We start from the raw sequence: 21,229 nt of genomic DNA on the forward strand, positions 1-21,229 counted from the left end.
AGCGATGAAGATTACAGGATTGAAGGCGAAACTGTCCACGCAATCGGAAGATGCAACACTTCAAGCGTATGCAGATGCATCTGACGTATCTGGCTGGGCGCGCAGCAGCGTTGCTGACAGCGTGCAGGCCGGTCTCGTATCCGGACGAAGCGCCACCGCGCTCGCATCGAAGGCGTTCATCACCCGTGCCGAGGTTGCGACGATTATTCAAAGACTCTTGCAAAAATCGGATTTGATTTAAGATGAGCGACAAAAGGAACCTATGATCCAAATGCGGATCGGGTTCCTTTTTGTTTTGCAACAAGTTTGCAACATCGCTCCAGTTATACTGTCACCGTAGAATAAATCATCATGAAAGCGAGTGACAGCAAACAATGCTAAAACGTTGGGTTTCGATCGTCATGGTTTTATTTTTAGTTACGGCCAATTTTTCTCAGTATGCATCTGCAGATCCCCTTGACGAGTGGAATATCCGCAGTCCGTTGCCTACGGATCGTTCCCTACTTGACGTCATCTACGGAGACGACACGTATGTGGCGGTAGGGGGAGATGGAACGATTGTGACCTCCGGCGATGGAACGAGTTGGACGAGCCGGTCGAGCGGCACTACGAATGATCTATATAGCGTCACCTACGGAAACGGCAAGTTTGTGGCGGTAGGTTCAGGCGGAACGATTGTGACCTCCAGCAACGGAGCGGACTGGACGAGCCGAACGAGCGGCATTACGGATGATCTGAATGCTGTCACCTACGGAAACGGCAAGTTTGTGGCGGTGGGTGGAGGGGACACGACAACGATTTTGACTTCCGGCGACGGAGCGGGCTGGACGAGCCAAACGAGTGCAATCGGATATACTCTAAATGGCGTCACCTACGGAAGCGGCAAGTTTGTGGCAGTGGGGGTATTTGGAACTATTGTGTCCTCCAGCGACGGAGTGAGCTGGACGAGCCCAGGGGGCGAAACTGCGTATCATTTATATCGCGTCAGCTATGTAAACGGCAAGTTTGTAGCGGTAGGGAACGGCGGAGCATTTATGGCGCCCAGCAAGATTATGATCTCCAGCGATGGAACGAACTGGACGGACGGAACGAGTAACACTACCGATGAAGTGTATGGCGTTGCCTATGGAAACGGCCAATACGTAGCGGTTGGGAACAGTGGAACGATTAGGGTCTCTACCGACGGAGTGGACTGGGAGAGCGAAACGAGCGGCACTACGAACGGTCTATTTGGCATCGCTTATGGGGACGGAACGTATGTGGCGATAGGGAGCATTGGCACGATTTTGACTTCCAGCGACGGGGAAAACTGGACGAACCGAATGAACGGTACTACAAATCATCTACATGGCATCGCTCACGGAAACGGCATGAACGTGGCGGTGGGTGCAGACGGAACGATAGTGACATCGAACGATGGAGCGAGCTGGACGAGCCGAACAAGCGACATAGAAGAAGATCTGAATGGCGTAGTCTACGGAAACGACCAGTATGTAGCGGTCGGGGACAGCGGAACGATTGTGACTTCTAGCAGCGGTGCGAGCTGGGAGATTCAAACGAAAGATGATTTGCCGACTCTACTTGGCGTTGCTTACGGAAACGGCAAGTTTGTGGCGGTGGGATACGATGGAACGATCGTAACCTTCAGCGACGAAGAGAACTGGAAGATCCAAACGCTAGACACTGGGGATGATCTTTACGGCGTCGCCTACGGAAACGGCAAGTACGTAGCGGTAGGTTTAAGAGGCAGCATTTGGTCCTCCAGCGACGGAGAGAGCTGGACGAGCCAAACGAACGGCACTGAGGATGATCTATATGGCGTCGTCTACGGTAACGGCAAGTTTGTGGCTGCGGGCTTAAGCGGAAGCATTTGGACCTCAAGCGACGGAGCGAACTGGACGAGCCGTACGAGCGGTGCTTCAGTCAATTTGCTTGGCGTCAGCTACGGCGGCGGCAAGTATGTGGCGGTGGGGGAGAGCGGAACGATTGTAACCTCCGCCGACGGAACGAGCTGGACGACCCGGGAGAGCGGCACTGCGTATGATCTGAATGGCGTCGCTTACGTAAATGGCACTTATGTGGCGGTGGGGTACAGCGGAACGATCGTGCAATCCGGAGAAATGACGTTAAGCAGTAATGCGAACTTGAGCAATCTGGAACTAAGTAAAGGGATTTTGTCTCCAGCCTTCGCGAGCGCAACGACAAGCTACACGACGGGCTTGGTCAACAGCGTGAGCAGCATCACGGTAACGCCAACGACGAGCGACAGCAATGCGACGGTGACGGTAAACGGCATGATGGTAGCGCGCGGCTCAGCATCGGGAGCGATTAACCTGAATGTGGGAAGCAACGTGACCACAATCGTAGTGACGGCGCAGGACGGAACGACGATGACGTATACGGTAACAGTAACGCGCGGGCCGAAGGGCGACGCGAACGGGGATGGCGCTGTAACTCCTGCGGATGCCCAGATCATCTACCTTTATGTGAAGGGGCAGGCTACCTTAACGAACGAACAATTGCAATCGCTGGACATGGATGGCGACGGTAAAGTCGATGCCAACGATGCCAAAATCATCATGAACATTTACTTAGGTAAAGGAGTCTGAGGTGCGTGAAACATTGGACATGGGCAGGACAAGCTTTTCATTTTAGACGGATCGTTTCGAGTATCTTAGTATTTTGCATGATGTTTTCATTCTGTGCGTTGGTCAGTGCCGGTCCAGCTCCCACGCCTGCTGCTGCGATTGAGGTGGGCAGCGTAGCGGGAGCTCGAGGGGACACCGTCAGTGTACCCGTCTATTTGGATCCCGGCAGTCATGAAGTCATTTACTACAAAATTAGATTAGAATTCGATTTTAACGTACTTGAAGTTTCATCGAGCAACCCTGTTACGGATCAAACCTCGACGGATCCAGATTTTGATTCATTTGATTACGAAACCACAAGCAGCGGTATCGTCAAAGTTGAGTTCTCAGGTGGACTAGCGACCACCATCACGCAGAAGCAGCAGGTGTTTACGATTAATTTTAAGATTAAACCTGGCGCCGCATCCGGAGATTCGATTGTGACTATCGATTATTATCAGATACAAGATGACAATGCCCAAATACTAACGGCGCAAACGAAGACAGGCAAAGTAACTGTAACCGTCAACACTGCGCCGACAGCAAGCGCTGTGAGCATTGCCGGAACGGCGAAAGCGGGTTATGAGCTGACTGGAAACTATACGTACGCCGACGCGAACGATGATGAGGAAGGAGCGACCACGTTCCAGTGGTATGCAGCGGATGACGCAAGCGGAACGAACAAAGCGGCAATCCCAGGCGCGACCAATGAGACGTTCGTACCTACGTTCGCTCAGCAGGGCAAGTATATTACGTTTGAAGTGACCCCGGTAGCTTTGACAGGCGAAACGACGGGGACGGCAGTTTCCAGCGCGGCGGTAGGGCCCGTGTCGATGAATACAGTAACAGTGGCCATCGGCAGCGTAAGCGGAGCAGTAGGGCAAACGGTCGATGTGCCGGTTTCCGTAACCGCCGCATCACCAGGCGTCGGTGCATACGGCATGCAAATTGATTTTGATAAGAACGCGCTTGAAGTGGCGAGTATTAGGCAAGAGTCTGGCGGGGAACTGTTTGGAACCAATTACAGCAACACTGGTGGGTCGTTGACAGTTGCTTGGGCGGACGCATCGGGCGGCGATAGCCCGATTGCCGCAGGACGGAAACTGTTTACGGTAACGTTCAAAATTAAAGATACGGCAACGCTTGGAGATAAAGCTTTGACAGTGGCGACTGAAGACGCGACTCATTTTACGTTCACGGATCCGGCGGCAGTTGAGATGGACAAAACGTTGAACCAGGGGAAAGTGACTGTAACGCTACCCGTCAACACCGCACCGACAGCAAGCGATGTGAGCATAACCGGAACTGCGAAAGCGGGCTACGAACTGACAGGAAATTATACGTACACCGACGCGGACGATGATGAGGAAGGAGCGACCACGTTCCAGTGGTATGCAGCGGATGACGCGAACGGAACGAACAAAGCGGCGATCGCGGGAGCGACCAATGGGACGTTCGTGCTTACGTCCGCGCAGCAGGGCAAGTATATTACGTTTAATGTGACGCCGGTAGCTTTGACCGGCGAAACGACGGGGACGGCAGTTTCCAGCGCGGCGGTAGGGCCCGTGTCGATGAATACAGTAGCAGTGGCCATCGGCAGCGTAAGCGGAGCAGTAGGACAAACGGTCGATGTGCCCGTTTCTTTAACAGCCGCATCACCAGGCGTCGGTGCATACAACATGCAAATTGATTTTGATAAGAACGCGCTTGAAGTGGCGAGTATTAGGCAAGAGTCCGGCGGTGAACTTTTTGGAACCCATTTCAGCAACTTCGACGGGTGGCTGGCAGTGGCTTGGGCGGACGCCGCAGGTGGCGATCACCCTATTGCCGCAGGACAGAAGCTGTTTACGGTAACGTTCAAAATTAAAGACACGGCAACGCTCGGAGATAAAGCTTTGACGGTGGCGACCGAAGACAAGACGCATTTTACGTTTACAGATCCGGCTACTATTGAAATGGGCAAAACGTTGAACACGGGAAAAGTGACTGTAACGCCTTACGTTCCGAGCAGTAATCCCAAACCCTCCGATAGCTCAGGCATCCGTGTCATCGTGAATGGCAAAGAGCAGGAGCAAATCGCCACTGGCGCAACAACGCAAGAAGACGGGAAAACAGTGTTGACGGTAACGGTGGATACGGCCAAATTAACGGCCCAGCTTGCCAAAGAAGGTGACAAACCGGTCATCGTCATCCCTGTAACGACGTCGGGCGCAGACAAAGTATCGGCCGTGCTGACCGGGGATGCGGTGAAAGCGCTGGAAAACAAGATGGCTATATTAGAATTGCAAACGCCTAACGGGAAATACAAGCTGCCCGCAGCGCAGATCGACATCGACCGCTTGGTCGCGCAGTTTGGCGGGAAAGTAAACCTGTCAGAGATCGTTGTCCACGTGGACATTGCGATAAGCAACGACGCTGCAGCAAAACTTGCGGAAAGTGCGGCGGAGAAAGGCAAGTTCAGCATCGTGGTGCCGCCTGTCGATTTCACGGTGACCGCTTCGTACAATGGAAAGACAGTAGAAGTGAACAAGTTCAGTTCTTACGTGGAGCGCGAAATACCGCTTCCTGAAGGAGTGAACCCGAACAAAATAACGACGGGCGTCGTCGTTGAACAGGATGGGACTGTTCGGCATGTACCTACGAAAGTTATCGTCATCAATGGCACGAGCTATGCCAGCATCAATAGCCTGACGAACAGCACATACACAGTCGTCTGGCACCCGCTCGAATTCCTGGATGTCGCAAACCATTGGGCGAAAGCTGCAGTAAACGACATGGGATCGCGGATGGTTATTGAGGGCACCGGAGAAGGTCTTTTCAGTCCTGATCGTGATATCACCCGCGCCGAGTTTGCAGCCGTTCTTGTGCGCGGCTTGGGTCTAAAAATGGAAAACAGCTCGGCGGAGTTCTCTGATGTGAACACGTCTAATTGGTTCAGCAGCGCGATTAACACAGCATATGCGTATAAGCTTATTAGCGGTTACGAGGATGGTACGTTCCGACCGAACGATAAGATTACGCGAGAACAGGCAATGACGATTCTAGCAAGGGCGATGAAGATTACTGGATTGAAGGCGACACTGTCTGCGCAATCGGAAGACGCAACACTTCAAGCGTATGCAGATGCGTCTAACGTATCCAACTGGGCGCACAGCAGTGCTGCAGACAGCGTACAGGCCGGCCTTGTATCCGGACGAAGCGCCACCGAGCTTGCGCCGAAGGCGTTTATTACACGAGCCGAGGTTGCGACTATTATCCAAAGGCTTTTGCAAAAATCGGACTTGATATAAGATAAGAAATCCCTTCCTGGCACGATCATTCGATGCTGGGAAGGGATTTCTATATGTCTCTCGAGTCAATTATTGATAATAACGAAAATCGTCAAAAGGACTCTATCGGAGCACGTATTGGCTAATATATAATAAAACTAATGACTAATAATCCCAAGGAGAGGTGCTGTTTATGCAACATTCCCCCTCATTCGATCCATCAGACGTTCAAACCAACAAAGGGATGGCGATCCTCGCATACATCCTGTTCTTCGTTCCATTAATTGCAGCGCCTAATTCGCCGTTCGCGAAATATCATGCAAACCAGGGGCTAACGTTGTTTCTGACTTGCGTCGCGCTTAACATCGTGCTCGGCTTCATCCCGTTCCTGGGTTGGGTGCTTCTGCCGTTCGCAAACCTGGGATGTTTCGTTCTCCTCATCATCGGTATTCTTAGCGCAGCTCAAGGCGGCGCAAAGCCTCTTCCGATCATTGGCAAGTACACGCTAATCAAGTGAAGACTGAAGAGCCGCGTCCTTCAAGGGATCGCGGCTCTTTTTACATTTATGAAAGTTAAGGTTGGCTTACGTAGATGGAGTGGGGGTGATCCAGCAATACCGCCGTAGACCACCGCTCCACTTCCGGGGGCAGCGGGCTGCGGCAGGCTTTGAGTTCGGGCTTTCTGCGCAGCATGTCCCTTGTACGGAACAGCGAAGACTTGACGGACGACACGGTAACGCCAAGCGCTTCCGCAACCTCCTGCATGGAATAACCGAAATAGTTGAACAGCAGCCACATTTCGATGCTTCGACGAGGAAAACGTTCAGCCAGCCATTCCAGTGAACCGCGGATTTCGGCGTAGTTGCTGTCCGTATGAGTCGTTTCGGGCACATCTAGTGCCATCGAGCGCTTGTTCTTGCGTCTCCGGTAATCGTCGATCCACAAATTACGCGCGATTCGGAAAATAAAGGGCTTCATGTTCGCCCTAGGTTCAGCCTGAACGATGTAGACGAGCGATTTCAGCAGCGTATCCTGAAGCAAATCCTCCGCATCCCATCTGGAGCCGGCCAAATAGTAGCAGTATTTTTTCAAATCGAGCAGGTGGGGACTCACCCAAGCTTCATACGCCGATGCGGCATCCAAACGATCGTCCCCATTCCCGGCATGGATGAACGCTCCGCTCATTGTTCTACGGTCTGCCCCTCTTTCAATGCGTGCTGGCCGCTTACGATGATAGACTCGCCTGCGGCTACCCCGCCGAGCACTTCCTGATAAGATCCGTTTACCCGTCCAAGTTCGATCTTTCGTTTGCTCGCTTTATTCCCGTTCAGAACGAATACGAAAGCGTCGGTTCCTTCCTTCAAAATGCTGAGCGTCGGAACGGCTACGACATTTTCCTCCTCCGATGTCGTCAGCTGAATGCGAACGCGCGAAGCAGGCTTCAGCGCTCCGTCGGCATTGTCCGCCTCAAGCTCAAGCGAGTAGAGCTTTGTGCTCGCATCGGGTATTCCGGCCAAATAAACGACTTTCGCTTTCTTCGGTTTACCTTTCCCGTTGGAGTCGATGTACGTCAGTTCCTTTTTGTTGCCGACGAGTTCTACTGCCGATCGTGTCAACTGCGCTTTCATTTTCACTTTGTCGGTGTTCTGGACGATGCCGAACATGCTGCCTTGCTGAATGCTCATGCCGATATCTGCGTTAACATCGGTTAATACGCCGTTCGCGGGAGCGACGATCTGGCCGCCGTTCCATGCCTTCTCCGCCTGTTCCAGCGCAAGCCTTGATGTTGCCACGTTTGCTTCCAAAGAAGCAAGAGATTTACCGGAGTTTAAAATATTCAGTTGTTGCACCGCAGCCTGGCGAGAGCGCTTCGTCTTGTCGATATCCGCCTCCGAGGCACCCTGTGCTATTTGCAGTTTCAGTTCATTTTCAAGATCCTTGATCGTATTCGTAAGCGTAACCTGAGTGGAAGAGACCTCCAGCCTTGTTTTCTCTAGCAACGCTTCGTCGGCAATCAGTCTCGCCTTGGCGCTCTCTCGCTCCAATTTCCCGTTCTTGCTTTCGAATTCGGCGATCACGTCGCCTGCCTTCACGAGCTCCCCGTTGCGCTTCGCCAATTTTAACAGCTTACCGCCGGCATCGGCTACGATCTCCGTCCTCGTCGAGGCGCTCACCTCCGCGATTTGCTCGCGCGGCTCGCCCATACTCTGCTTGGCGACCTTTTCCACTTTAATTGTCGCCTTCGCGTCATTTGCGGTTTCGGCAGCCGGAATAGGGGCTGCCGAGCAGCCAGCGATATAGGCCGCGCATATTAAAACGAATGAAATTCGCGCCGCTCTGCCGTAAACGGTTATTTTTGAACTTTTCGCATTCATGTACAATCGCTCCCGTATCTCGATTTATACGTTGATCCCTTGTTCTGGCGATGCTTTTCTTTTCCGATGAAGCAAACGGCCTGCGCGCGCCTTGAACGATTCGATCATCTCGTATATGATCGGCACGACGACTAGCGTCAAGACCGTAGATGTGATCAGGCCGCCGATGACGACAACGGCGAGCGATTTAGAGATCAACACGCCTTTGGTTAATCCAAGCGTTAATGGAACCATCGCAGCGATCGTAGCTCCCGCAGTCATAATGATCGGGCGAAAACGTACTTTGCCGGCTTCGATGAGAGCAGGCCGCGCCAAGTAGCCTTCTTTCCGCAACTGTTGGGCACGATCCAGCAACACGATTGCATTCGTTACGACGATGCCTATCAACATAAGGAATCCGATCATCGACGTCATATTAAGCGATTCCCCGGCCACGACAAGTCCCAGCAAGCCGCCGATGATCGCCAGCGGCAAGGAGAACAGGATGGCGAACGGAGTACCCGCATTGCCGAAGCAGAGAACCATGATCAGATAGACGATTGCAACGGCAACGCCCATGGCGGCGAACATCTGCCGGAAACCTGCCATCATATCGATGTTCGTTCCTCTAACCGTGTTCGTTACCCCCGGCGGAAAATCGACTTGCCGGATCGCGCTCATCACCGCGTTCGTGACCTCCGCTTTGTCGGCAGAGTCAATCTTGGCCGTCAACGATACCATCAGCTTCTGACTTTCCCGTTGGAAGCTCGTCGGGGCATCCACTTCTTCGAGATTGGCGACTTCGTTCAAATACACGATGCTGCCGTCGGCCGTCCGAATCGGCATTTGTCCGAGCTGCTCCAGCGAGTTTTTATCTTCCGGCGCGAGCTCAACGGCCGCCTGATACAACGTGTCGTCCAAGCGAACGTCGCCGAGCGGGGATCTGCCGATCCATTCGGCCGTCAAGCCCTGAATGCTCGTCACGTCCAACCCGAACTGACGCGCCTTGTTCGGATCGACCGTAATCTGTACTTCCTTTTTCCCGTCTCCCAAGTTATCCTTAATTTCTTTGAGCTCGGGAAATGATTTCATTTTGTCTTTGATTTGCCTGGCGACCTGTGCCAGCGTTTTCTGGTCGTCCCCGAAAATGACATACGTAAAATCGGGACCCGTCGGTCCGCTTCCTCCCTCCGAGAACGAACCGGGCATGACTTCCGTGCCTATCGGGAGTTGGGCAAGAATGAGCTTCTGATAGCGATCCTGAACGGCTTTCGTATCCGCTTCCGCATCGACCTCCGTAATGATCTGCAAATAACTCGGCACGCGTTCTTTCGCGTCGCCCGCATATCCGACGAGCGCCTCCACGAATGTAAATTGCGGTTCGCCGCTCTCGTCTTTGGCTTCGCGCAGCAGCGTTTCAATCTGCCTGGCCTGAAGATCGGTACTGGCGAAAGTCGTGTCGTTCGGCAGTTGGATCGAATAGTTCATTTGTTTCGGCGGCGGCGTGTACGGCAGAAGTTCCATCGGCAGGAATGGAATGGTGCCCGCGATCGTTGCGACTAGCAGGAATCCTGATAGAAGCAACGTGACGGCCCTATGCTTCAAGCTCCATAAGAGCGTCTTTTCATACCAACGCTCCATTTTACTCCCATCGTGTTCCTTGATGTCCGTCGCCTTGACATTGTTCAACACCATGAGCTTGGCCAACATCGGAATGACTGTTAACGAAACGAGCAGCGATGCCAGCAATGCGATCGACACCGTTATCGCGAACGGACGGAACAGGGCTCCGATAAAGCCGGTAACGAGACCGATTGGCAGAAACACGCCGACCGTGACTAACGTGGACGAACTGATCGCCATGGCCACCTGCTTCACCGCGAGAATAATGACCGACTCGTTTCTCTTCTGAGCCTTCTGTAAACTCGCGTATATGCTTTCGATGACGACGATGCTGTCGTCCACGACCCGGCCAACCGCAATGAACATGCCGCCAAGCGACATAATATTCAACGTAATGTTCATGTATTTCATCATGACTAGAGTCAGGAGGATGGATAACGGGATGGACACGACGACGATTAACGTCATCCTCAGGTTGCGCAAGAAAAACAAGATCATCAGCGCGGCCAGAACGATGCCCATAATCCCTTCCTTGACCAATCCTTTTATCGAGCCTTTTACTTCGCTGGCGCTGTCATAGAGCGTCTTGAACGTCACTTCCGGATTCGTCTGCTCCAATTCGCGGATCATAGTTCGAACGGCATCGGAAAATTCGGTAGCGTTCGCGTCGGCCGTCTTGAACAGATGGATGCCGATAGCGGGCTTATCGTCCAGACGGGCGACAAAGTTGGACTCGTTCACCGCTTCGATCTTCGAGATGTCCTTGAGCTGTACGATCGTTCCCGTAGCCGTCGCGATTTCCAGGTTTTCCAGCTCGTACAGGCTTTGCAGCTTTCCCGTGACGCGAGTCATTTGAGTGTTTCCGTTAAACTGCACGACGCCTACCGAACCGTTAGCCACGGCGGACTGGATCGAAGCGTTCACGTCCGAAGGGCGTAATTGATAAGCGGCTAAAGCGCCTGCGTCCAATTGAATATCCAGAGAAGATTTGCGTGCTCCTATCGCATCCATATGGTCGATTCCGCCAATGGCATCGAAACGGGGTTTCATTTCCCTCTCGAACAATCGATCCAACTCGGGTTGGGACATCGAATCCGTCGCATACATCGCCAAATAATACACCGGCTCCGATGACATACCGAATGTAGAAACTTTAGGTCTGCTTGCCGATTGCGGCAGACTTACGTCCTGAACGAGGCTCTCCAAATCCCGCTTCGTCTTATCGATGTCCACCTTTTCGTTGAACTGAAGAGAGATCGTCGAGAAATTATCGCTTGAAAAGGAGGAGAGCATTCTCAGTCCCGGGATATTCGCGATTTTGTCTTCAATCGGTTTCGTCACCTGGCTCATGACGTCCTGAGGCGAGGCTTGATATGTCGTCGAGATCGCGACGAACGGAAACGAAAATTCCGGCATGTTCTCTACCTTCAAGGAACTCCCCGAAAAGGCCCCCGCTCCGAACACGATGACGATCATAATGACCATTGCCGCTACTTTGTTCATGGAAAAATGAATGATTGCCTTCAATCGGCGACCCTCCTGCATGTACAAATTCGATCGATCCTTAGATCTCAGGTATAACTTTCCTGCGGTCTGATTCCAGCGTAATACACGAATATGAATAAAGTATGACGTAACAAAAAAAGCCAATGCGAAGGGAGTAAGACTCCCTTGCACATCGGCTTATTACTGTTCGATTAATTTTGGGGCAATGTGACGCAGACGGTCGTACCCCCTCCGGGACTATCTCCCAGAACGACGGAGCCTTGGTGTCTCGCGACGATTTTTTGGACGATTGCAAGGCCGAGACCGTTGCCGGCCTTCATTTTGTTATGGGAAGGATCCACCTTGTAAAATCTTTCGAACACTTTGGAACGTTCCGCAACCGGAATGCCGATTCCCGTATCCGAAATGAAGACCTCGATCAGTTCGGAGCGCTGAACGATGCGGATGCCGATCTTGCCGCCCTCCGGCGTGAACTTGATCGCGTTGCCGAGCAGATTAAACCAGACCTGATTGAGCTGGTCCTCGTCAGCCGCGATCTTCGTTAACGGAAGGTGAAGCTTCCATTCGATCGCCTTGGCGGACCATTGCGGTTCGCAGGCTACGACGGCTTTGCGAAGTTGCTCATCCAGATCGTATACGCGCGGCTCGAACGGATGGTGCTGGCTATCTAGGGACGCCAGCTTCAGCAAGTTATCGCTTAAACGGGATAGCCGCTCGCTCTCGTTTTGAATAATGGCTAGGTAACGGTTCTTCTCCTCCTCGGAAAGGCCGCTTTGCTGAAGCGCCTTGGAGAAGCCGGAAATCGAAGTTAGCGGCGACTGGATTTCGTGAGAAACGTTCGATACGAAGTTTTGCCGCATCGTCTCCAATTGTCCGACTTGGTTGGCCATGCCGTTGATGCTCTGCGCAAGCTGGCCGAGTTCGTCCTTGCGCTTGGCCCATTTCAGCTCGATATTGAACTCGCCCTTGGCCATTCGTTCCGCGGCGGCTTTCATGCCGAGCAAAGGTTTCACGATATAGCGGGCAGCCACCAGGATGATCAATCCCCCTGCGAGCAGGTTGATTGCCAATGCGAACAGAAGCAGCTTCGAGATCAGCGATATGGCCGTTTTCTCCGATACTTGCACGAACAACGCATAACGTTCGCCGTTCCGTTCGTACGGCAGCCCGACGAACAGTTCGTCCGCGGAAATGTCAGCACCGAGATAAGTCCCCCCGTCCAGCACGACGCGGATCGCCTGGTTGGATATGCTGTACAGCTCTCGAGGCGTTTTTCCGTCGGCATCCTTCATCAGACGGCTGGCCGAGTCGTAGAGCAGAATATCATACTTTTTCTCCAGATTCGTCTCCTTTAATTCCTCTTTGGCCTTTTCCATTCCGCTCGAGTTGTACAGTTCCTGAATCGCCTTGCTGTCCTTAAGCAAATGGTTTTGCAGCTTCTCGCTATACTTTTCTCCGAACGAGTCGATAAGCCAAAGCGTTAAAAAATACGTGGTTACCAAACCGATGATGACCGCGACCATATAAGAAAGAACGACTCTCACGTACAGAGATTTGATCATTCCGTGACCTCTAGCTTGTAACCAAGCCCTCGCTTCGTTTCGATGACGAACTGGCAGTTCAGTTCCACAAAACGGTCCCTGATCCGCTTGACATGAACGTCTACCGTCCGGTCGTCGCCTTCGAAGTCCGCTCCCCACACCTGCTCGATCAGATCGTTCCTCGTAAAAATTTGCCCTGGATGACTTGCTAGCTTAAACAGGAGATCGAACTCTCGCAATGGAAGTGAGAGAGGGTTGGCCTCCCCTTCGACAATTGCAGTGTAACGATGCTTGTCCAGCAGGACGTTACCGATCTGGATCTTCATTTGGGATTGAATGCGGTAACGCCTTAACAGCGAATTGACTCGGGCTGCCAGTTCCAGCGGCTCGAACGGCTTGGACAAGTAATCGTCCGCACCGAGATGGAAGCCCTTCAGCTTATGGCCGGTTTCTCCTTTGGCGGTCACCATCATGACGGGCATGTTAGGAAAGTCGGCTTTCAATTGCCGGCAAAGCGCCCACCCGTCCATTCGCGGCATCATAATATCGATGACGGCCATATCCACTTTCCCTGCCTCGGTAGCCTTTATCGCCTCAAGACCGTCGGCTGCCGCGATGACTGCGAGTCCTTCCCGCTGCAAGTAAAATCGTATCAACTCCAATATATCCGGGTCGTCGTCGACAATCAGGACGTTGGCAGTCATATAAGAAAACCTCCTAAACCGAATTACCCCTTCTTAATACGGCAAAGTTTGACAATCGGTTCCAGTTGGACCCGGCAAGGGCAATGGCGTCCCAAAGAAGTGGATTTGAGACTATAAAAGTACATACAAACTATTTAACCAAGCTTGGATTCTTTATAAAATATGCTCAAATGTAGCTGACAACTCTAAACCAATTAGAAAAGAGAGAACAGAAATGCATGAAATAAGCGTGATCGTTCCGGAAAAAATCGGCGTCATTAACCCGCACATTTATGGACATTTTGCCGAGCATATAGGCGGTGTCATTTATGATGGCATTTGGGTTGGGGAGGACTCTACAATACCGAATATCCGAGGTTTCCGCAAAGACTTTGTGGACATGTTCCGGAAAATCAAGCCCGCTGTACTCAGATGGCCTGGTGGAAGCTTTGCAGAGACTTATGACTGGCGAGACGGAATTGGGCCAAGGCATGAGCGCCCGACGACGGCGAACTTCTGGTATCCTCTGGACGGTAAATTGGAATCGAACGAAATGGGAACTCATGAGTTCATTGAACTTTGTCGCCTAGTAGGCGCAGAGCCTTATTTGGCCGCCAATGTGACAGCGTTAACGCCAATGGAAATCAGAAACTGGGTGGAGTATTGCAATTATCCGAAGGGGAGCACTTCACTCGCTAAGTTGCGAGGTGAAAACGGCAACCCCGAACCATTTCATGTGGCTTACTGGGGAATTGGCAATGAAAACTGGGGCAGCGGCGGCAACATGACACCTGAGGATTATGGATTTGAATTCAGAAAATACGCCAGTATCGTAAAATATCCTGATCAGAAACATACGCGAGTCATCGCTTGCGGTCCTAATGGAAATGACCTGAACTGGACACGGAGATTTTTCGACAAGATGAAGGACCGCACTCATCCTGCTTCTTTTGATATATACGGCTATTCCTTACATTACTACTGCATGACGTCAGAGGATCCTCTGGCATTTGATGCGGATCAATGGTACGCGCTTCTGGGGAAGGCCGCTTATATGGAGGATGTCATTTGCGGGCAGCGTGCGTTGATGGATGCCTATGATCCTGAACGGAAGATCGGCATCATTGTCGACGAATGGGGATGCTGGCACCCTCAAGGATCGGGGCCGTCCGCAAGTAATAATCTTTTCGAGCAACAAAGCACGATGCGTGATGCGTTAGTCGCCGCCACCACATTAAATATCTTTAACAATCACTGCGATAAGGTCGTCATGGCTAACGTTGCGCAAGCGGTGAATTGTCTTCACTCCTTGTTTCTGGCATCAGGGGACAAGTTTGTGGCGACCCCTAATTATCATGTGTTCGATATGTTCAAAAGCCATCAAGGGGGAGAGGCTGTCAAAGTACTAGTTGATGCAGGCAAGATCAGTTACCGCAATGCAGCAGATGAAGAGGGGCAATTGGATCGGGTATCCTGCTCCGCTTCTATTAAAGATGGCAAACTCACGCTTACTCTTGCCAACTGTCACTACTCGGAGGAAACTGAAGTCAGATTGACTTTTCATGGCGGGAAATTTGCAGGGACCTATACGAAAACGGTTCTTCATGCTTCCAGTCCGCAGTCGTATAACAGTTTCGAAGAGCCAGACACGATCAAACCTTATTCAGAAGAATGTAACTTTCCTGATAGGAAAGCTATTCTCCTCCTGCCGCCGGCATCTGTTGTCACAATTCAGGTTTGATTTTGCTTACGGATATAGTAGACTGTGGGCATATCGGACATAGGGTGTATTGAAAATGGGCGCGACGAATCGATGGGATAGATGGATGAAATGGATTACGATGCAAAATATGAATATGGCGAAGAAATTCATTATTGTTTTTCTTCTCTTATTCGTTGTACCTACTTTTATTATTGGATTGATTTCTTATCGGAACTACACGGCAACGATTAAGAAGACGACCACTGAATATACCGCCCAAATCTTCAGCGAAATGATGAATAAGCTTAATGGCTATATCAACGATATGAAATCGATCACGTTAATCCCGTATTACATACCGGATATGCAGAAGTTATTGCAGCAAGCAGGTAATAGTCCCGATAAGTCCCGCGCTATAGATGGTTATCTTCGTTTAATGAAAAGGGATAGGAAAAATAAGGGGCTCATTTACGTTTATGATGCTCAAGGGAAAATCTTTTACTACGGTATCCGAACGGAAGATATTCGAAGCGATATCGACTCCTTGTATAAGAAATATAAAGCGCTTACCGAACAATCGAAAGGCAGCCCTGTTTTGCTCGATACGCAAATCGTGACCGATATGGGAGGAAAGCAAAGGCGATTTTTGACTGTATTGAGGAACATAAAGGATTTGTCGGATTTTAATACCGTTGGCATTGCTTGCGTAGATATGGATATTGACGAAATGGACAGCATGGTGCAACAGTTGGAGACGTCTACGAAAGGAAAAATGTATATCCTTAATGAACGGAATGAGGTCATCTACGACAGAGGACGGACATTGCTGACGAAGAAGTTCGATGACCCTAAAGTTCTGGAAATGATGAAGGGAAATAGCGGGAATGTCCTGATGAAGCGTAGTGGAGAAAGTTTATTAACGATATATAAGGTGTCTCAAGATACAGGCTGGAAGTTTATCATTTCAATACCCACGAAGGAAATGTACAAAGATGCGGTAAAAACGACAAGATTCAATTTGATGATTTCTCTCCTTGCAGGAGGCGCTGCTTTAGCTATTTTTATCCTTCTGTCCTATTCGATTACGAAACCGTTAAGAAGACTTGTTCAACTCATGAAAAAAGTCCGGGGAGGAGACTTGGATGTCAGCTTCTCTATACGAGGCAACGATGAAGTAGGGGCAGTCGGATTGAGTTTCAACAATATGGTGAAAAATCTGAAGGCTCTCATCCAAGAGATTTATGTGACCAACCTGAGGAAGAAGCAAACGGAGTTAAATGCGTTACAAGGGCAAATAAACCCTCACTTTATTTATAACACATTGGAAACGATACGGATGATCTCTGTACTTCACAGGGTGAATGAACTTTCGGATTTGACGATCAAATTCGGTAAGCTTCTGAGGTACAGCATAAACGAGATGAATGAATTAGTTACCATTCAGGATGAATTCGATCATTTGAACAACTATATTTATATTCAGAACAAGCGATTTACGAATAAATTTACGCTTAACATCAATGTCGATCATTCCCTCACGATGATCAAGACGATTAAGCTTATTTTTCAACCGATCGTGGAGAACTCTATTTTTTATGGCTTGGAACATATCGATGATGCAGGAGTAATCACCATTACCGCAGAGCATGTGGACGGTTATGTTATTTTCAAAATCATCGATAACGGAAGCGGGATTGATGCCGAAAAATTAACGGAAATCAACCGCAGAATAGAAGAAAATAGCTCGAATTTGCAGGCAAAAGGAAGTATAGGCCTGACCAATGTCAATGAGAGGATCAAGCTCTTTTTTGGCGAGAAATATGGTTTAACGATAAGCAGCGAGTTGGGAAAAGGGACGGAGGTCACGCTGAGGCTTCCATTCATAGAGTGAGGAGAGGAACATACAAATGCTCAAGATTGCCATTGCAGACGACGAGGAGCTTGTCCGAAGAGGGCTGGAAGTCATTATTTCGGATTCAGGACGCGGCGATCGGGTAACCGGATGTTACAGTAACGGGGAAGAGGCTCTGGGAAACCTGCTGAGCGCCGACATAGATGTGTTGATTACGGATATTCGCATGCCCAAATTGGACGGCTTGGGGCTTATTAAAGGCTTGCGCGAAATGAATGTTGACATTCCATGCATCATTGTGAGCGGTTACAACGATTTCGAGTATGCAAGAAAAGCGATTCAATACGGTGTCTACGACTATCTGCTGAAGCCGATCGACCCCGATGAGATGTTTCAGTGCCTGGACGTTATTAGTGCCAAAAAGTACGGAGCAAAAGCAAAAAACGATTCCGATGACACGAATATGAAAAAAGTCGTTTTGATGGTAAAGCAAATTATTGATAAGGAATATATGAAAGAATTCAAGTTGCCGGAGTTGTCCCAGCAAGTTTATCTTAATCCCAATTATTTAAGCCGGCTTTTCAAAATAGAGACGGGTATCAATATTAGCGATTATTTGATTCATGTCAGAATGGAAAGAGCCAAGGAGATGTTAAGAAGAAATGTCGGGCAAAAAATTTATGAGGTAGCAGACGCGGTTGGATATACCGATTCTGTTTTTTTTCAATAAGCTTTTTAAGCGCAAAGTCGGAGTGACGCCTAAAGAATATCGTGATGGACTAAGAAGTTAACCGTCTTTCGGAGGGCTCCTTTAGCTTTCATTCGGGCATTTATGAAAGCGTATACAATTTGATGAATGTATGCCCTTTCAAGAAGTGAATATAAGACTATGAAAGTCAGTTGAGGCCATTTATATGAATGTTGATCCTCTATACAATGACGATAGTTACACGAACCGCTTTTCGACAATTCATCTTGGGGGTATGGAAAATGAAAAGGAAAGTCAGCGTTTTTGCAGCGATTTGTTTGATCTTTACGTTGCTCGTGACAGCTTGCGGCTCAAGTAAAAATGAACAGAATCAAGCTGCGACAGGAAGCTCGCCAGAGCCAAGCTCGGCACAACCTAGTACGGCCGCTGCAACCTCTGAAGCAACTCCGGCAACTCCGACGATCAAAGGCAAAATTACTTTTGTGAACAGCAGAGTCGATTTTGAAGACAAATTCAAGGAGATTGCCGCTGCCTTCAAGGCCAAGTACCCTGAAGCAGAAGTTGATGTTGAATTGGTAAAGGAAATAGACCAAGTCCTGAAAATAAGGCTCGCTTCGGATGAGGCTCCGGATGTGTTCCAATACACAACGAATATTATTCCAGCCGGCAGCGACAAATTGGCCGAGTATCTTCTTCCCTTGGACGATATGGGGTACACGAAGGATACGATTGCGTTCTATGATTTGCCGTACCATATGTACGAAGGCAAACATTACGGATTGACGGAGGGCGTATACGTTACCGGCATTCTGGCCAGTAAAAAAGTGCTGGAAAGCGTTGGAGTGACGACCTATCCGAAAACATTGGATGAACTGTACGCTCTAGCCGACAAGCTCAAAGCAAAAGGAATCGTTCCATTCGGCTCCATGCTGAAGTCGGGATGGCCTTTAGGGTCTTGGAATGCGGTTGCCTTTGCCAATCTTACGGGAACAGTCGATGACTTCTATAAGCAAATGAATGAAAGCGATACGCCTTTCGCTTTGGATACCCCTCTCGGCAAAGCTTTCTCATTCGTGCGTGCGCTTAAGGATAAAGGTTACTTCGATGAAGATTTGATGTCTTCCGACTGGGATGTACTGAGGCTGCACATGGATAAAGTCGGCATGCTGATGTTGGCGAACTACGGCATTGGCGCTCTGGAAGGACTGGACCCTAAAGATGTCGCCTTCTTCCCGCTGCCGATTGACAATAGCGGCACGCCCATTGCGCAAAGAAATTCAAGCTGGGACATCGGAATCAGCAAAAACACCAAAAACCCGGAGACGGCAAAAGCATTCGTCAAATTCCTGCTTGAGGAATCCGGCTACGCCGACCTTGTCGGAGAAGCGCCCTCGGTTGCTTCCGTAGGCTCCAAAAACCCTGCGCTAAATGAATTCCTGCAACAGAACATCAAATACGTGGATTCAACAAGCAGCGATTCGAAAATTTATGGCCGGTATCAAGAAATTATGAATAAGGCGCAAATTAACGAGGGCATGATCTACCAAGATGTTCTGATGAACAAGGACAGTGACATCAAGCCGGTCCTGGACAAATATAACAAGAAATTTGCGGATTCCCGAAAGGCTTCAGGGAAGTGAATATTGTGAAGGGGCTTACCTATCGTTCTCAGAAAAAAGCGATTATTTTCCTGTTCTTGCTGACTCCGGTGCTTTTGCTTCTGGCTTTTACCTACTATCCTGCGGTGAACTTGTTTTATTACAGTTTTACTTCATGGGACGGGGGGCTGAGCCGGAAGCTCTGGATCGGCTTGGATAATTACAAACAAATCTTTCGCGATCCGAGCATCTACAAAGTTTTTTACAATAACTTCATTTACTTGATAGTAGGGCTCGTTCAGGTTGCCATCGCTCTGTATTTTGCGGTCGTGCTCGATGCGAAATTGAAGGGCAAAAACTTTTTTAAGGTCAGTTTGTTTTTGCCCTATATTGTCAACAGCATTGCCATCGGTTACATGTTCAATTATATGTTCGACAATCAGTACGGAGCGATCAATGTATTTTTAAGAAATGCAGGGCTTCATGGCATGACGGTGAATTGGCTTGGCGATCCCAAGGTTGTCAATTATGTGCTGGCATTCATGGCGCTATGGAAGTACATGGGTTTCATGATGGTTATTTTCATCGGCGCCTTGCAGTCCATTCCGAAAGAAATCTATGAGGCCGCTGCAATCGATGGAGCCAACCGTATTCAAACTTTCAAGTCTATTACGCTTCCATCTATCCGGAAAGTGTTCGAAATGATGATGTTTCTGAATTTGAACGGAGCAATAGCGGCGTATGAATTTTCCTTTGCCATTTATCCGCAAGGATCGCCGCTTGGCATAAGCGATACGTTTGTCACGAAGACGCTGAACACTGCATTCAAGTTTCAAAACTTCGGATTGGCTTCCGCCATGGGAATTGTGCTCATGCTGATGACGGCCGTACTCGTGTTGGCGCAAAATAAAATATTGTTCAGGGGGGGAGATTGACATGCCCAGGATCGCCCGGTGGCTATCCCTGATTGTCGGCGTATTGGTCGTGTTCACCCCCCTGTATATTTTATTGGTAACCGCCTTCAAGACGAAAAAGGAGCTCTCGTCTTCCTTCCCTTACGAATTGCCCAACAGTTTCTTGAATATGGACAACTTTACGTTAGTGTTGGAGAAAGGGCATGTGGGGCTTGCGTTTCTGAACATTATTTACATTATTGCACTGGCCGTCATAGGGAACATGATGATCGGCACGATGGCGGGTTATGTGCTCGGCAGGTTTAATTTCCGGCTTAAAGCTTTAATCCTATCGGCGTATGTAATCTCTATCATTATCCCCAATGTCACCACTCAAGTTGCTACGTTTGGATTAATTCAATCGCTTGGACTTTTTAATACGCATTACGCCATGGTCGTATTGAATTTGGGCACGGATTTTATCCAGATTTATATTTACATCCAGTTCATACGCAATATCCCGTATGAGCTTGATGAGTCTGCAATCGTGGAAGGGGCTTCGCTCTTTAGAATATACAAGAGCATCATCTTTCCGTTGCTGACTCCGGCCATCGCTACAGTGGCCATCTTGAAAATCATCGGCATCTACAACGATATTTACAGTCCCTTTTTGTACATGCCAAGCTCGAAGCTGGCGGTGATCTCGACCATATTGATGAGATTTACGACGAACGTTGCGGTGGATTGGAATTCGGTGTCGGCTGCCATCATGATCATCTTGATTCCAACGGTAACCATCTTTCTTTTCATGCAGAAATATATCATCAGTTCAATCGCCGACGGGGCGGTTAAAGGCTGAACGTTGAAACGCAA

General features: G+C 49.7%; 15 protein-coding genes. 10 read left to right on the plus strand and 5 right to left on the minus strand.

Going from position 1 to position 21,229, the window contains the following annotated elements; translation table 11 throughout:
- The 4 genes from ACFPOF_RS18890 to ACFPOF_RS18905 form a co-directional block, all read left to right on the plus strand.
- A partial coding sequence (locus ACFPOF_RS18890) for an S-layer homology domain-containing protein (protein ID WP_378135438.1) occupies positions 1 to 241 on the plus strand: 241 nt, incomplete at its 5' end.
- Between the two features lie 160 nt (positions 242 to 401).
- Positions 402 to 2,609, plus strand: a complete 2,208-nt coding sequence (locus tag ACFPOF_RS18895) for a cadherin-like beta sandwich domain-containing protein (RefSeq protein WP_378135440.1) — start codon at positions 402 to 404, stop codon at positions 2,607 to 2,609.
- A 5-nt stretch (positions 2,610 to 2,614) separates the two neighbouring features.
- On the plus strand, positions 2,615 to 5,917 hold the full coding sequence (locus ACFPOF_RS18900) for a cohesin domain-containing protein (protein ID WP_378135442.1): 3,303 nt from the start codon (positions 2,615 to 2,617) through the stop codon (positions 5,915 to 5,917).
- A gap of 172 nt (positions 5,918 to 6,089) precedes the next feature.
- Positions 6,090 to 6,413, plus strand: coding sequence for a DUF4870 domain-containing protein (locus ACFPOF_RS18905; protein ID WP_378135444.1), 324 nt, complete (start codon positions 6,090 to 6,092; stop codon positions 6,411 to 6,413).
- Positions 6,414 to 6,468: 55 nt separating this feature from the next.
- Here the strand turns inward: ACFPOF_RS18905 and ACFPOF_RS18910 are convergent, their stop codons facing one another.
- From ACFPOF_RS18910 to ACFPOF_RS18930, 5 genes are all read right to left on the minus strand, one after another.
- A complete protein-coding gene (locus ACFPOF_RS18910; protein ID WP_378135446.1) occupies positions 6,469 to 7,080 on the minus strand; it encodes an RNA polymerase sigma factor in 612 nt (203 codons plus the stop codon).
- A complete protein-coding gene (locus ACFPOF_RS18915; RefSeq protein WP_378135448.1) occupies positions 7,077 to 8,270 on the minus strand; it encodes an efflux RND transporter periplasmic adaptor subunit in 1,194 nt (397 codons plus the stop codon). The genes ACFPOF_RS18910 and ACFPOF_RS18915 overlap by 4 nt, the downstream gene beginning before the upstream one ends.
- Before the next feature lie 24 nt (positions 8,271 to 8,294).
- Positions 8,295 to 11,399 (minus strand): efflux RND transporter permease subunit, encoded by a 3,105-nt coding sequence (locus ACFPOF_RS18920; protein ID WP_378135450.1) that lies wholly within the window; start codon positions 11,397 to 11,399, stop codon positions 8,295 to 8,297.
- Positions 11,400 to 11,569: 170 nt separating this feature from the next.
- Positions 11,570 to 12,940: a sensor histidine kinase gene (locus ACFPOF_RS18925; protein WP_378135452.1), complete on the minus strand. Its 1,371-nt coding sequence runs from the start codon at positions 12,938 to 12,940 to the stop codon at positions 11,570 to 11,572.
- Positions 12,937 to 13,623, minus strand: coding sequence for a response regulator transcription factor (locus ACFPOF_RS18930; RefSeq protein WP_378135454.1), 687 nt, complete (start codon positions 13,621 to 13,623; stop codon positions 12,937 to 12,939). Before ACFPOF_RS18930 ends, ACFPOF_RS18925 begins: the two co-directional genes overlap by 4 nt.
- A gap of 214 nt (positions 13,624 to 13,837) precedes the next feature.
- On the opposite strand from ACFPOF_RS18930, the gene ACFPOF_RS18935 reads away from it, so the two are divergent.
- From ACFPOF_RS18935 to ACFPOF_RS18960, 6 genes are all read left to right on the plus strand, one after another.
- A complete protein-coding gene (locus ACFPOF_RS18935; RefSeq protein WP_378135456.1) occupies positions 13,838 to 15,343 on the plus strand; it encodes an alpha-N-arabinofuranosidase in 1,506 nt (501 codons plus the stop codon).
- A 55-nt stretch (positions 15,344 to 15,398) separates the two neighbouring features.
- Positions 15,399 to 17,195 (plus strand): cache domain-containing sensor histidine kinase, encoded by a 1,797-nt coding sequence (locus ACFPOF_RS18940; RefSeq protein ID WP_378135458.1) that lies wholly within the window; start codon positions 15,399 to 15,401, stop codon positions 17,193 to 17,195.
- Positions 17,196 to 17,211: 16 nt separating this feature from the next.
- Complete coding sequence (locus ACFPOF_RS18945; protein WP_378135460.1) at positions 17,212 to 17,886, plus strand: response regulator transcription factor; 675 nt, start codon at positions 17,212 to 17,214, stop codon at positions 17,884 to 17,886.
- A gap of 260 nt (positions 17,887 to 18,146) precedes the next feature.
- Positions 18,147 to 19,505, plus strand: a complete 1,359-nt coding sequence (locus ACFPOF_RS18950; RefSeq protein WP_378135462.1) for an ABC transporter substrate-binding protein — start codon at positions 18,147 to 18,149, stop codon at positions 19,503 to 19,505.
- Positions 19,506 to 19,510: 5 nt separating this feature from the next.
- Positions 19,511 to 20,398, plus strand: coding sequence for a carbohydrate ABC transporter permease (locus tag ACFPOF_RS18955; protein WP_378135464.1), 888 nt, complete (start codon positions 19,511 to 19,513; stop codon positions 20,396 to 20,398).
- A 1-nt stretch (position 20,399) separates the two neighbouring features.
- Positions 20,400 to 21,215 carry a carbohydrate ABC transporter permease gene (locus ACFPOF_RS18960; RefSeq protein ID WP_378135466.1) on the plus strand — a complete coding sequence of 272 codons (816 nt, stop codon included), beginning with the start codon at positions 20,400 to 20,402 and terminating at the stop codon, positions 21,213 to 21,215.
- Positions 21,216 to 21,229 lie beyond the last annotated feature (14 nt).

It is taken from the genome of Cohnella soli, assembly GCF_042655525.1.
Taxonomy (GTDB): Bacteria; Bacillota; Bacilli; order Paenibacillales; family Paenibacillaceae; genus Cohnella; species Cohnella soli.